Origin of the sequence: Syntrophobotulus glycolicus DSM 8271 (genome assembly GCF_000190635.1) — a bacterium.
Lineage (GTDB): Bacteria > Bacillota > Desulfitobacteriia > Desulfitobacteriales > Syntrophobotulaceae > Syntrophobotulus > Syntrophobotulus glycolicus.
The window spans coordinates 2,982,482-2,996,523 of sequence record NC_015172.1; the positions used below are offsets into that span (position 1 = coordinate 2,982,482).

Here is a 14,042-nt window from a genome sequence, read left to right on the forward strand (position 1 = left end):
TTATAATAGAAATATATAACCTTACTTTGCCCGGAAAAGGAGAAAAAAATGATTAAACATTTTAATAAAGTATTAGTGGCCAACCGAGGGGAAATTGCGATAAGAGTCTTCAGGGCCTGCAAGGAACTGGGAATTCAAACGATTGCGATTTATTCCGAAGAAGACAAGTATGCTTTATTCAGGCTCAGAGCGGACGAATCCTATTTGATCGGCAAAAAGAAAAAGCCGATTGAGGTTTATCTGGGGATGGAAGAAATTATTGACCTCGCTGTGCGTAAAGGAGCAGATGCCATTCATCCCGGCTATGGTTTCTTATCGGAAAATCCGGAGTTTGCCCAAAAATGTTTTGAGGCAGGAATTGAGTTTATCGGTCCTTCGGTTCATTCCATGGTCAATATGGGGGATAAGATCAAATCCAAACTCCTGGCCCACAAGGTCGGAGTACCTACCGTCCCGGGGATTGATAAACCGATGCAATCCGTCCGGGAAGCGATCCTTTTCGCTGAGGATTACGGGTACCCTGTCATTCTGAAAGCGGCGGCAGGCGGCGGAGGCCGGGGCATGAGAGTGGTTTACAGTCAGAAAGACCTGGAACGCGAATTTTACAGTGCCCAAAATGAATCCCGTAAAGCTTTCGGCATTGACGAGATTTTCATTGAGAAATATCTGGATAGGCCCAAACATATCGAGGTCCAGATCCTTGCCGATAAACACGGTCAGATCGTTCATTTATATGAACGGGACTGTTCTATTCAAAGAAGGCATCAAAAAATTCTGGAATTTGCCCCCGCTATCGCGATATCCGCGGCATTGCGGGAAAGGCTGTGCAATGACGCCCTGAAAATCGCCCGGGCAGCGGAGTATATTAATGCCGGCACCATAGAGTTTTTGGTGGACAAAAACGAAAACCACTATTTTATTGAAATGAACCCCCGCATCCAGGTCGAACATACCATTACGGAGATGATTACGGGTATTGACATTGTCCAAAGCCAGGTCTTAATTGCTCAAGGCTACCCGCTTGATTCCCCGGAAATCGGCATACCTTCCCAGGAATCGGTCGATCTCAGAGGCTACTCCATCCAGTGCCGCATAACAACAGAAGACCCTTTGGCAAACTTTGCCCCCGATACAGGCAAAATAGAGACGTACCGGACAAGCTCAGGTTTTGGCATCCGGCTGGACGGCGGAAACGGCTACACAGGATCAACCATATCTCCCTATTACGACAGCCTGCTGGTAAAGATTATTTCCTGGTCCAGAACTTTTGAAAATGCGACGAGAAAAGCAATTCGTTCAATTAAGGAAATTAATATCAAGGGTGTAAAAACAAATGAAGCCTTTCTGATTAATGTTCTTAACCATGAAAGATTCCTGAGCGGGGAATGCGACACTCATTTTATTGATGATACGCCCGAGCTTTTTGACATCAAACCGAAAAAAGATTATGAAACCAAGATTCTCAGGTTCATCGGTGAAAAAATTGTCAATGAAGTCAGAAATACCAAAAAGGACTACAATATCGCCCCTGTTCCCAAAATAACCGTGCCGGAAAATTTGACGGGCCTCAGACAAATTTTGCAGGAGAAAGGGGCCCGGGGATTTGCCGCCTGGGTAAAAAACCAGGAGAAGCTGCTTTTGACCGATACCTCTTATCGTGATGCCCACCAGTCTTTACTGGCGACCAAGGTCAGAACCAAGGACATGCTGAAGATCGCGGAGGCCACTTCTGTTCTGGCTAAGGATTTATTTTCCCTTGAAATGTGGGGAGGAGCTACCTTTGATGTTTCCTACAGGTTCTTAAGAGAGTCTCCCTGGAGAAGACTGCAGGCTTTGCGAAAGCTTATTCCCAATATTCCGTTTCAAATGCTTCTCAGGGGGTCCAATGCCGTTGGTTATACCAATTATCCCGATAACCTGATCAGAGCCTTTATCCAGGAATCGGCGGAACAGGGCATTGATATTTTCCGAATCTTTGACAGCCTGAACTGGCTTAAAGGGATGGAGATTGCTTTTGATGAAGTCCTCAAGACCGGCAAGGTCGCCGAAGTGTGTTTTTGTTATACCGGCGATATATTGGATGAAAAACGGGATAAATTCTCTTTGCAGTATTATGTAAACATCGCTAAGGAAATCGAACGAATGGGCGCTCATATCCTCGGGATCAAAGATATGGCCGGGCTGCTCAAGCCATATGCCGCCGCCAAGCTGATTCGGGCCCTCAAAGAAGAAATCTCTATTCCGATCCACCTTCATACTCATGATACCAGCGGCAATGGCGTGGCTACTCTGCTGATGGCTGCCGAAGAGGGCGTAGATATTGTGGATACTGCCTTTAACCCCCTAGCAGGCTTGACCAGCCAGCCGGCTTTGAACTCCATCGTCGCCGCTTTGGAAAACACCGAGCTTGATACAGGGATCAATCTGATGGATATTCAAAAGATCTGCAGCTACTGGCGGGAAGCGCGAAGTGTGTACACCCAGTTTGAATCGGAATTAAAATCCGGGACGGCCGAGGTCTATAAATATGAAATCCCCGGCGGGCAGTATTCCAACCTTAAGCCCCAGGTTGAAAGCTTTGGTCTGGGCCATAAATTTCAAGAAATCAAGGAAATGTACCGGGAGGTGAATGATCTTCTCGGAGATATCATCAAAGTGACCCCGACGTCCAAAGTGGTCGGAGACCTGGCCATATTTATGGTGCAAAACGGTCTGAACAGCGAGAACATTTTGGAAAAAGGGAGGAACCTCGCTTTTCCCGATTCTGTCGTCGACTATTTTCGCGGTATGATGGGCCAGCCGCTCGGCGGTTTTCCCGAAGATCTGCAAAGCATGGTTTTAAAGGGGGAAAAACCGATCACTTGCCGGCCCGGGGAAATCCTCAAGGATATCGATCTTGACCATATTACGGAGAAGCTCAACTCGGAGTTTATGTCCGAAGCCAACATCAGAAACGCCATAAGCTATGCTCTCTATCCCAAGGTATACAGTGATTATCTGCAGTCTTTATCAGAATACGGCCACCTTTATAACCTGGAGAGCCACGTCTTCTTCTATGGCCTGCGGGAGGGTGAAACCTGTGAGATTGACCTTGATGAAGGAAAAGTAATGATTCTCAAGCTTGTAGAGGTTCATGCCGTTGATGAGGAAGGCTATAAAAACGTCGTCTTTGAGGTCAATGGAAACAGGCGGGAAATGAAGATATTTGATAAGAATTTCGAAGAAAGCGAAAAAATCGATAAAACTCTTATGGCTGATCCGAATAATCCGTCTGAGGTCGGTTCTTCCATTTCCGGAAGCATAGCGAAAATATTTGTCAGTGAAGGAGAAAAGGTCACCAAGAAACAAAGCCTGATTATTATTGACGCCATGAAAATGGAAACCAATCTGATCGCGCCTGTTGACGGAGAAATTGAGAAGATCTTTATCTCCGAGGGCCAGCTGGTTAAGTCCGGCCAGCTTATCCTCAAAATAAAACAGGATTCCTGAACAAAAGGGCATTTATTTTTTAGCAATAAATAAATGTCCTTTTCTCTTGACCGCCTGCCTACTTCGTCATACTATAAGGTTAATCTCAGATCAATTTCCCGGATAGCGGAGGTGAATCCATGACGGTCCTGCTCGAGGGTAAAGACATCCGCAAGACCTATCAGACCGGCGAAGTAACGGTAGCTGTTTTAAAGGGACTTAACTTTCAAATTCTGCAGGGGGAGTTTATTGTCGTTCTCGGCCAAAGCGGCTCAGGCAAAACTACCCTGCTTAATATTTTGGGGGGCATGACCAAGGCCACCTCCGGCGAGCTTTTCTATAAAGGACATCCGCTTCATCAAGCCAGTGATAAAGAGCTGACTCTTTACCGCCGCAATGAAGTGGGTTTTGTTTTTCAGCACTATAATCTGATGTCTAACCTGACCGCTTACGAAAATGTCAAGCTGGCTTGGGAAATTGCCGAAAATCCTTTGTCTATTGAGGAAATCTTAGGGGATGTGGGCCTTAAGGACTGGTCCGCCCATTTTCCTTCCCAGCTTTCCGGCGGGCAGCAGCAAAGGATTGCCATAGCCCGGGCCATTGTCAAAAATCCGGAGCTCCTTCTTTGTGATGAACCTACAGGGGCTTTGGATATTCAGACGGGGATTCAGGTTCTCAAAGCTCTCCAAAAGCTGAATAGGGAATACCGCAAAACCGTACTGATCATTACTCATAATGCGGAAATCTCTAAGATGTCTAACCGGGTTTTTTATCTGAAAGACGGTCTCCTGGACCGGATTGTTGTCAATGAGCATCAGATTCAGCCTGAAGATATTACATGGTAATCGGTATGGTGCTGTTTTCATGTTGACCTGCATAGTTGCATTTCAATTTTTATGATGAAATGGGGCCGCCTTATGGCTGTGCTGAACAGGAAAACGATCAGGGAAATTAAGGAGAACAGAGGTGTGTATTTCGCCTGCATGGTCGTGATCGCCATTGGGCTGATCGCTTATGCCTCTATGTCTATTGTTCTGGAAAATCTCCAACGCGCCCAAAATGTTTTTTATACAGAGACTCACTTTGCTGACGGCTTTATTCAATTGACCGGCTATCCTGAGAATAAGGTAAGCGGTCTTTCCCATATTTCCGGAATCGATGTGATCGAAGGACGGATCGTGAAAGATGTCCGTATTTTTGAAGAAAAAACCGATTCCAACCGCTCCCTGCGTTTGGTTTCTTTGAATACATCCGACCCTAAGCTTGATCTCGTTCACCTTTCCAGCGGCAGAATACCTGAGGATAATTCTGCCGAAATGCTTGTTGATCCAAAGTTTTTTGCGGCAGGCAAGTTTCATCTGGGTGATCCGCTTACTCTTATTTTGGAAGGCAAAAGGGCGACCTTCACCATTGTAGGCACTGCTCAGAATCCGGAGTTTATTTATGCTATGCGCAATGCTCAGGACATCTATCCCGATCCTTCATCCTTCGGTATTGCCTATGTTCCCACAGCTTCCCTCAAATCGCTTGTTAAAGAATCGGGGCAGGTCAATGATCTGATTTTCTCCTTAAAGCCGGGAACTGATTTTACGGCCGTGAAAAATCAGCTGCAGACTGAACTGGCTCCTTACGGTGTGCAAAGTATCATCCCCCGTGAAGATCAAACAAGCCACTTTATCCTGAACAATGAATTGACCCAGTTGAAGGGAACAACGAAAACCCTGCCGGTGATTTTCCTGGGAGTAGCGGCCATCATCCTCTATACCATGCTCAGAAGGCTGATTGAGCAGCAAAGAGTCGCCATCGGCACACTCAAGGCTTTTGGCCATACCAACAGGGAGATCATTTTCCACTACCTCTCTTATCCCTTGCTGATCGGCTTTATCGGCGGGTTAATGGGCGGCCTGACCGGTATTGCTTTATCCTTCCCTCTGACTTCTCTGTATGAGGAGTTCTTTGCCCTCCCCGGCCTGCAAAGCTCCTTTTCCCTGAAATATCTTTTTTGGGGAATCGTTCTCTCCCTCTTTTTCAGTTTGATCAGCGGCATCAGGGCCTGCCTGGATATCCTGCGCCTGGAACCGGCTTCGGCGATGCGTCCTCCTGTCCCCACCGCAGCCCGCAAGACTCCCCTCGAAAAAGTATCTTTGATCTGGAACAGCTTTTCCGCCCAAACCCAGATGGGGGTGCGCAATACTTTCCGTTCTCCCGTCAGAAGCATGATTACTGTGCTTGCTCTGGCAGTTGTCTACAGCATGATGGCGGTATCCTGGTCCATCCAGAGCATGTCGGATAAGCTGACCACTTTTCAGTATGAACAGGTTCAGACTTATGATGTCAAAATCTCCATGCAAGCCCCTTCCGCCATGCGCGCGGTAAGAAATACCCTGGCCCGTGAACCGGGCGTTACTGAGGTTGATCCTGTCCTGGAAGCGCCGGCCACAATCAAAAATCAATGGCTGGAAAAAGAAGTCGTCATTATGGGGCTTCCCCGGGAAACCACGCTGTACAATATTCTTGATCAAAATGAAAACCGGGTAGAGGTCCCCGAAAGCGGAATTCTGCTCTCCGAACATCTGGCGGACCTTCTTCAGGTGAAAACCGGGGATTCCGTTATTGTGGAAAGTTCCCTGAATCGAGAACTTATTGCTGATACTCCCCGTACGATAGCTGTCCAGGGTATTGTTCCTCAATACATCGGCCTCAATGCTTTCATGGACATTGATTCCCTGCAGGATTTTCTCCGGCAGGGTGAAATCAGTACTTCCATGCTGATAAAAATAGATCCTGAACAGTTAAGCGCCTTAAAAAGCAAGTACCGCGACGCCGGCCAGGTTGCCACGTTAGAATCCATTCAGGAAAATGCCGAGAAAATTAAGCAGATGATGGAATCCTACAACTTTACTACTTATTTTTTGGCGGTTATTGCCGGAATCGCCGGCTTTGCCCTGATTTATAATTCCAGTATCATTTCCCTTTCGGAAAGAAAAAGGGAATTGGCCTCTTTATCTGTTCTCGGTCTTACGCCCAGGGAAATATTGCAGGTGATTATCTCCGAACAGTGGACGCTCAGCCTGTCCGGAATTCTTTTGGGCATCCCTCTGGCTTATGCTCTGCTGGCCGGAATGGCCAAATCCTTAAGTACCGATCTCTACAGTATTCCGGCCGATCTGCCGCCTTCTGCTTTATTGTGGGCTGCCGCGGGGACGGTCATTTTTGTTTGGATCGCTCAAAACCAGACCTTCCGCAGGATCAAGTCCCTTCCTTTTGTCGAAATCCTTGCGGTTCAAGAATAAAATCGCCGCTTGAGCCAAACAATCCTGTTTATACTTTTTCCCGGTAAACGCAGTCTCAAATTTATTTTTAGGAGGACTGAATATGAGTGGAGAACAGTTGAACATTTCTCAGCGCAAATCCGGGGTATTTCAAGATTTTTTCTTGAAAAAATACTCTTTGTTCAAAAACCCGAAAAGAAAAAGATTGCTGATTTTCGTTTTTGTGCTCTGCCTTATTGTCCTTTTTAGCCTAGTCTACAGTTTCTTACCTCTGCAAGGAAGGCTGCTGACTGTCACTCCTCAAGAATTCAGCAAGGGATTTACGGAAGAGGCTCAGGTTCTCCCGTCCAATGAATTATTAATTTACAATCAGGTTGATGGAAAAATAAAAACCATTTCTGTGCAAAACGGGGATCAGGTTAAGAAAGGCCAGGTCCTTCTGGAAATTGATACTGTTGATTTAAGCTATCAGCTGAGTGCCCTCACTGCCCAATTGGGCAGTATTGAGGGACAACGCCAGCAGACCGGCGGCGCATCCGCCGAAGCGAATATCAACCAACAAAGATTGCTGCTTGAACAAGCGGAAAAAGATGCTCTGGCCCAAGAGCAGTCCCTTAACCGTGCCAAAGCCCTCTATGGGACCGGTGCCATTTCCCTTGTTCAATTTGAGGAAGAGGAACGCCTGAATGAAAAGGCCAGGAATAACCTGGCCCAGCAAAAAAATGCCTTGGAGCTGCTCAACCATAACAAATCAGGTTCGGAATTATATTTTGACAGTCAAAAAAATGCGCTAAGCGCTCAAATTTCCCAGTTAACAGAAAAAATCAAAAATGCCAGGATTTCAGCTCCCCAAGATGGCTATATTAAGGATCTGACCTTTAAAGAAGGTTCCATGATCTCTTTGGGGCAGTACCTGCTGAGTGTTTATCAAAACCAGGGCTACAAGCTGGAAAGCTACGTCCTGGCCAGTGATGTCCTGGGAATCCGATCCGGGGACCCTGTGGAGCTGGTTCAAGACACGGGCGACGGGAAAAAAACCTTAGCGGCTAAAATTGAACACATAGATTCTTCCGCTGTTGAGCGAATTTCCCCTCTCGGTCTGACAGAAAACCGGGTTAAGGTTACCCTGCTTCTCCAGAGTAATGCTCCTGTTGTTCTGGGAAGCAGCATGGATGCCCGATTTACGACTGCTCAGGAATCCAATCAGCTTATTGTCCCAAAAACCGCGGTTTTTTCTTATCAGGACGGCTATGCGGTATGGACTGTCGAACAGGGAAAAGCAAAAATCCAACCCGTTACCAAAGGGTTGGAAAATGATCAGTCGGTGATTATTCAAGAAGGTCTGACTGCCGGAGCTCTGGTTTTGCTCGATACTGAATTGACGGGGCTTAAGGAAGGAAAACGGATTAATGCCGGTTAACGCCTCTCAGATTTTGCTGAAGGCCTGGCAGGCTCATTCATAAGTCACGGCAATCTCGGCGATCATTTGCTCAAAATCATTGAGCTCATCAATAAATTGATTGATGACATTTTCATCGAATTGGGTGTAGCCGGACAAAATTTTTGGCAAAAAGGGACAAGATTTTTGGCAAAAATTACACCGTTTCTCAGAAGTATTTCCGAGGTATCGTTCGCTTGCATCGACCGCCCCGGAGGGGGTGATTCATGCAAAAGAGCGAGGCCATTTAAGACATCCGGGAGGGAGCAGCCGCGAGGCCGCCCCTCCTTTTGTCTTGCCCGGTTTAAGCGGTCTATGCGCCTTCCACTTCAGCCGCCAGATACTCAGCCACCGGGACGATGTACTCTTCAGGGAGGGACTCGATGTCCCTTTTCTCCCTCTTAATGAGTGCAGCGTATACGGGAATCATGTAATTCTTGACTGCTGCCATTACTGCCCGCCTCCTTGTGTTAGTGTATTGACACGCTCTTCAAGCGCGGCAATCCTTGCATTTGCTTCAAGCAATTCCTCAAACAGTCCGGCCACGGCCTCATAGAGGTCGATATTTAGTTCTTGGGCCTTTTCTACCTTTTCCCTCTTGATTTCAGAGAGAGGCTTTGGATTTAACAATTCAGGCATTACTCAAACGCACCTCCAAATCCATTTATTGAGACTTCGCCTTCATATCCGGGGTTTTTGACAATATGGAAGCGGATGTTTACGCCCCATCTTGTCGCCGTTTTCTCCGCATTGATGAAGTTATAGACTCGGTTGATGAAGACCTGCGCTGTGATGTCTTCCCATGTCGGATTGTCGTCAAAAGCGTTATTACAAGCGTACACGTAGGCCTCCGCGCCCTCGATGTGCCATGTTGGAGTGACAAGGACTTTGGTTGCCATCGCATCGGTCTCGAACGGAGTCGGGAACTCGAACAGGATTTCCGTCTCGTTCTTGCTGAAGTTGAAGACTCTAATCGACGTCGCAAAATTGGTGTCTACAGCCTCAATCTTGAGGGAGTGTGACCCGTTTGTCAGCATGAGCCACTTTTCCTCCGTGAGGGTGATTGTGGCCTCTGTGCCGAGCTCTGCGGTGTATGCTCGGATGACAGTATCGTCAATTTTTTCGGTGATAATCACCGCATCGCCTTCGACGTCGTTCACAATGTAGGTCTTTGAGAAGGCTCCCGTCTGTTGACCGAGGTCTTCATCCACTCCCGAGATGCTCGGCGCGGCGTTTACGCGCTTGAAAGTGTATGTCCTGTACGCCGTGCCACCCTTGCCGTCGCTGACCTCAATCCGAGCCGTGTTGACCGAGTTGAGAGCTAAGCTGAAGAGCTTTTCGTTCGTGATTTCAAGCGTGAGCGTCTGTCCTTTCGGGGCGTTGTTTATCGTTCTGAGCGTTTCAGTATTGAGTTTCTCGACAACTGTCAGTGTGTCTCCGTCCGTGTCATTAACCGTGTACTCAATCTGAAAGCCGAGGTTTTTATCCCCGAGGTTTTGGTCACTTCCCGAGACGGTCGGAGCTGCGTTCACTCTTTGGAACGTCCATACTCTTGTAGCCGTGCCGCCCTTGCCGTCATTGACCGTTACGGAGACGGTATGAGTGCCGAGGCTGAGGCTTGTGACCGGGACGTTGATGCTGTATGTTTGCCCCCGGACTGCATTCGTGAAGGTGTTTGTCTGCACGCCGTCGCGGTATTCCGTTACTGTGAGCACGTCGGACGCATCGGTGTCATTGACCGTGTAGGTGATTACAAAGTCCGCGTTTTTGTCCCCGAGATTTCGGTCTATGTCAGAAATCAATGGGGCAGTATTCAGTACTTCAAGGACGGGCCGCCAGCCGACGATGTCGGTGCGATTCGACTGCCCATTGTTGTTCCAATAGCGGGCCGAAATGTAGCCGCGAAGCGCACGGGTAGCGGTGTTGCCTGTGTAGGTCTCTTGACACCATGAATACATACCCGCCCAATGCCAAAAATCGCCATGAGTGCTCGTGTAGTCAGCCGTTGCAAGGGTAGAGTCAAGGTCTGCCGAAGTGGGAGCAGGGAGCCCTGTGATGACCTCCTCGCGGGTGACGAATCTGTCCCACTCGTTTGTAGCCGGAGAACCGCCGGAGTAGGCGTCCGTTCCGCTCCTGTAGTTGCTGCCGCCCGTCAGAGCTCTCAGCTTGTACTCGGCCCCGTCAATAGTGATGGTTTTGCCAAAAATACGATTGTCGCCGTTGAGGTCGTCCCACGACACATTAGCCAGGATGACCCTGTCACAAATAAGAAGGGTCTTGTCTCCGTCCTTGATTTTGTGCCATTTGAGCTGATTCGCTTCAGTTCCCGGAGTGTTGCCGATAGTCCAGCTTGACATCGTGGTCAAGGTGTTAAAGTCGGCAATGTCTCCGACTGTACTCTGACCTGTCGGCGCGGAGCTGATGCGCCACGGTTTAGTGGGGCGAGGTTGGATTACTCCGCTCTTGTACAGGCCGCCGAGATTGATTGTTCCGAGATATTCTGCCAAAATAAATCTCTCCTTCCACTTTGATATAGGGGTATGGTGCGAAAATCTTCTTGCAGAGGTTGAAGCTGCATGACCAGCGTGCATATCCGAGCCATGAGCTCACGGCCTGAACGACTTCCTTCTTGGTCATTTCCCCGGCCTTTTGCTTTTCGTCCATACGCTTAATGCGTCGCTTCATCGCCTGTTTTGATTTATCCCTCAATAGGCGGTGAGTCGTCCAGATTTTGAAGCCATAGGCATTGACGCCCTGCTCCAACGGGAAAATCTTGGTCTTTTGGTTAGTCTCAAGCCCGAGTCGCTCCTCAAGGAACGTCTTGATTTTTTTGAGGTACTCCTGGGCCTGTTCCTTCGTTGGCGTCACGATGCAAACATCGTCCATGTACCGGGTGTAATACTTCACCTTGAGGAACCTCACGCAATACTGGTCGAGCTTGTCGAGGTAGATGTTCGCCATGTCCTGCGAGGTCACGTTCCCGAGCGGTATTCCTTTTTCTCCTTCCGGGCTTGAGTCAATGATTTTGTTAAGGAGCCGGAGAAGTTTTTCGTCCTTGATTTTCTTTTGAAGGATTCTCTTCAGGATGTCCCTGTCGATAGAGTAAAAGAACTTTTTGACATCTATTTTGAGAATCCATCCTCCGCCGTGCTTCCATTTGCACAACCTCATGTTATGCTGAAGGTGTTCGACCGCCCTGTGATTCCCTTTGTCCTCTTGGCAAGCAAACGAGCCTTTGATAAATACCGGCTTATAGACTTCCTTGAGAACGCTGTGAACCGCGAATTGCACGGTCTTGTCCCGAATATGAGGAGCGGAGATATTTCTCTCTTTCGGCTCGAAAACCTTGAATCGAATGTACTTCCCGACCTCATATTCTTCATCCTTGAGGTCTCGCCACAAGTGGACGAGATTCCTCTCCCTGCACATATCGAAGATGACGGCTTCCTTTTGGAATTTCCGCGCTCCTCGTTGTGTCTCACGGTATCCTTTCGCTATGTTGTCGTAGTCAACAACTGCGTCAAACAGCGGGCTTTTAGTAGTGTTCGTCATAATGGCATCCCTTTCATGAAGCGGCTTGGCAGTTATGACATTGTTCATGTGTTTACACCGTTTCCACAGTGAAGGATTGCCCCTCCCTTGAAGTATAACAAGGACTCGCCGATGAAGCCGTGACCGCATCGGACGAAAGACTTACAGGGCGGGCCGCCAGCCGACGTTGTCGTTGCGATTCGACTGCCCATTGTTGTTCCAATAGCGGGCCGAATTGTAGCCGCGAATCGCACGGTTAGCGGTCAAACAGGGACAACCCTGTGAGTAGTTACTTTTTCCCGTAGTGGGCCTTTATCAGACCCCCGCATATGCGCCCGAGCTCGGAGATTTTCTCTTGCAGCTCATAGGCTTTCTTTTGGGTGATGTACTTCTGATTCCTCGCCATCCCAAAATGAATGAGCAGGAGCTTCAGGTCTGCGTCCACCTCCCGGAGGTAATGGATGCGGTCATCCGTCTTGAGTGCGCTGTACATCATAGTGTTTCGGATGACCCTGTAACATGCCTGTTTTATCTCTTGGCAGAGGCAAAACTTCTCGGACTGCGGGAAGTTCCTCAAAAGGGGATAAATCCTGTCAAGGAAGATTTCAGCTTTCTTCTGAAGCATGGAAGGCTCCACGAATCAAACACCTCTTTTCCCGCAATCTCTCAAGTTCTTGGACGTCTCCGTAATACTCGCATCCGTAGTCGGTGAGCTTGATTGTCGCTTTCTTGTCTGTCCCTGTGATGATGCCGGAGATGATGAAGTCATCATCCTTGAGGCCGGAGCAATCACCGTCGCATAAAGGAACCAATTCACTGAACAAGTTCCCTATCATGCAGCTCAGCTCCCTCCTCGGGCACGCCACTTTATACATAGATTTTCCGCGCCACCGGGTCATAGATGCCGTTGCTGAGCTTGATGTTGCTGAGCGAGCTGAAGTTCTCAATAAACACGTTGTTGGTCATATTATTCAAGGTTGCATCCTTGACGACCTTGAGCTCAGCCTGAAGCTGTGCAATAGAGGCATCCTGAGTTATGGTCTGCGCGGTGACTGCCTGGATGCCGTCGTCCATATGACCGAGATTGTTCTCGCTCAGCGGCGTCCCGTTCTGGATGACTTCGCCCGTTTCCTCGTCGACGACATGGTCTTTCCATCCGACTTTGCTATAAGGATTCAACACTTTCAACCTCCATTTCTGTAAAGCGGTACTTAAAGGCTACATAGAGCCCCTTGCTTTGTGGTTTCGTAAAGACCCTGTCGGTCAGCGCGACCACATCGCCGTCATTGTCGACGAGCTGCACGTTTGAGACGCTGCCGACAACCGCATCGTCAAAGTAGACGTAAATCTTCACGACGTCTCCTTCAACGATAGACTTGAAAATCGGCCTTGTCTGCGGAGCTCCGTTGAGGCTGTACGCCGCATGATGGATAGAGCTCGCGAACCTTTGGGCCTGTTTGTTTAGGCCGATGCCCGTCAATGTCTTCATGGTCATTCATCTCCTTTCGTCATGGTTTTCTCTGATGCGAGAGGATAAGTCACTTCACCATCGCGGGCCGAAGACTTGACCTCCGAGACGGAATCAAAGCCATAATAAAGCGAACAATTCTCCTCGTGGTATATCCTCCGCGATGTCATTGTCCGGCCTGTCAGAGGATAATCCTTGATAGCTCCGCCGCTTTGGGACTGAGCCACGCCCGCCGAGGCGACCATATGGCCGACACACACCGCGATCGGGAAGACGCCGCACACGATAGTCCCGCAAAGGGGATAACGGGAAAATCCCGTCTGCTCCTTGGAACGGATTCCGATGACGTTTCCGCTGTCCACACCGTAGTTAGGCTTTGCACTCGCTTCCTTGACCTTCATCACCTCGGCGTCTATGATGCGGATGTCATTGACGCCACTCGGATTCTTGCCCCGGAGGAAGATGATAAACTCAGCCCATCTCTCCGGGTCTGTCTTATAAAACGGCTCTATGTAGGATTGTTCATATCCGAGAGCCTTGAGGGCAAGGAGGACGCCCGGCCTTGTCCCGGCCTGCTCCGCGATAATGGCCTTCATGGAAAGCCGTGTCCTGTAGGCTTCGGCATCCTCGCCCTTGAGCCGGGGCATTTCCCGGTCTTTACCGTGTTCCGGGAGCATGACCTCGCTTGCGCTGATGACCATTGACTCGGCCCGCACCCGGAAGATGTCCCTCTTGGTGTCGTCAAACAGCTTCCCGACGACCTTGAAAAAGATATAGAACTGATTCGCTGCCTTTTTCCCTTTCCTCAGCGGAGTAAAGAGGAGGCTGAACATGTACTCGCCGAACCTCTCAAATCTCGCCATCG

The 14,042-nt window shown here is 48.8% G+C and carries 13 protein-coding genes; 4 read left to right on the forward strand and 9 right to left on the reverse strand.

The window, feature by feature from the left end; genetic code table 11:
• Positions 1–48: 48 nt before the first annotated feature.
• The 4 genes from SGLY_RS14730 to SGLY_RS14745 all read left to right on the forward strand — a co-directional run bounded on the left by SGLY_RS14730 (position 49) and on the right by SGLY_RS14745 (position 8,160).
• Positions 49–3,489: a pyruvate carboxylase gene (locus SGLY_RS14730; RefSeq protein ID WP_013626025.1), complete on the forward strand. Its 3,441-nt coding sequence runs from the start codon at positions 49–51 to the stop codon at positions 3,487–3,489.
• Positions 3,490–3,608: 119 nt separating this feature from the next.
• Entirely contained in the window at positions 3,609–4,313 is a 705-nt protein-coding gene (locus SGLY_RS14735; protein WP_013626026.1) for an ABC transporter ATP-binding protein, read from the forward strand.
• A 72-nt stretch (positions 4,314–4,385) separates the two neighbouring features.
• Positions 4,386–6,761, forward strand: coding sequence for an ABC transporter permease (locus SGLY_RS14740; RefSeq protein WP_013626027.1), 2,376 nt, complete (start codon positions 4,386–4,388; stop codon positions 6,759–6,761).
• Between the two features lie 82 nt (positions 6,762–6,843).
• Entirely contained in the window at positions 6,844–8,160 is a 1,317-nt protein-coding gene (locus tag SGLY_RS14745; protein ID WP_013626028.1) for an efflux RND transporter periplasmic adaptor subunit, read from the forward strand.
• A gap of 331 nt (positions 8,161–8,491) precedes the next feature.
• Here SGLY_RS14745 and SGLY_RS18185 read toward each other — a convergent pair whose 3' ends face one another.
• The 9 genes from SGLY_RS18185 to SGLY_RS18275 form a co-directional block, all read right to left on the reverse strand.
• A complete protein-coding gene (locus SGLY_RS18185) occupies positions 8,492–8,629 on the reverse strand; it encodes a CD1375 family protein (protein WP_013623800.1) in 138 nt (45 codons plus the stop codon).
• Positions 8,629–8,817, reverse strand: coding sequence for a hypothetical protein (locus SGLY_RS14750; RefSeq protein ID WP_013623799.1), 189 nt, complete (start codon positions 8,815–8,817; stop codon positions 8,629–8,631). Before SGLY_RS14750 ends, SGLY_RS18185 begins: the two co-directional genes overlap by 1 nt.
• On the reverse strand, positions 8,817–10,685 hold the full coding sequence (locus tag SGLY_RS14755) for a hypothetical protein (protein WP_242822952.1): 1,869 nt from the start codon (positions 10,683–10,685) through the stop codon (positions 8,817–8,819). Before SGLY_RS14755 ends, SGLY_RS14750 begins: the two co-directional genes overlap by 1 nt.
• Entirely contained in the window at positions 10,612–11,778 is a 1,167-nt protein-coding gene (locus tag SGLY_RS14760; RefSeq protein ID WP_013623797.1) for a reverse transcriptase/maturase family protein, read from the reverse strand. The genes SGLY_RS14755 and SGLY_RS14760 overlap by 74 nt, the downstream gene beginning before the upstream one ends.
• A gap of 220 nt (positions 11,779–11,998) precedes the next feature.
• Positions 11,999–12,334 (reverse strand): diversity-generating retroelement protein Avd, encoded by a 336-nt coding sequence (gene avd / locus SGLY_RS14765; protein ID WP_013623796.1) that lies wholly within the window; start codon positions 12,332–12,334, stop codon positions 11,999–12,001.
• Complete coding sequence (locus SGLY_RS14770; protein WP_013623795.1) at positions 12,315–12,545, reverse strand: PDZ domain-containing protein; 231 nt, start codon at positions 12,543–12,545, stop codon at positions 12,315–12,317. The genes avd and SGLY_RS14770 overlap by 20 nt, the downstream gene beginning before the upstream one ends.
• Before the next feature lie 31 nt (positions 12,546–12,576).
• The gene (locus SGLY_RS14775; protein WP_013623794.1) at positions 12,577–12,891 is read right to left on the reverse strand and encodes a hypothetical protein; all 315 of its coding nucleotides are present in this window, start codon (positions 12,889–12,891) and stop codon (positions 12,577–12,579) included.
• The gene (locus SGLY_RS14780) at positions 12,875–13,198 is read right to left on the reverse strand and encodes a hypothetical protein (RefSeq protein WP_013623793.1); all 324 of its coding nucleotides are present in this window, start codon (positions 13,196–13,198) and stop codon (positions 12,875–12,877) included. The genes SGLY_RS14775 and SGLY_RS14780 overlap by 17 nt, the downstream gene beginning before the upstream one ends.
• A gap of 2 nt (positions 13,199–13,200) precedes the next feature.
• Complete coding sequence (locus SGLY_RS18275) at positions 13,201–14,040, reverse strand: hypothetical protein (RefSeq protein ID WP_013623792.1); 840 nt, start codon at positions 14,038–14,040, stop codon at positions 13,201–13,203.
• Between the last annotated feature and the right edge of the window lie 2 nt (positions 14,041–14,042).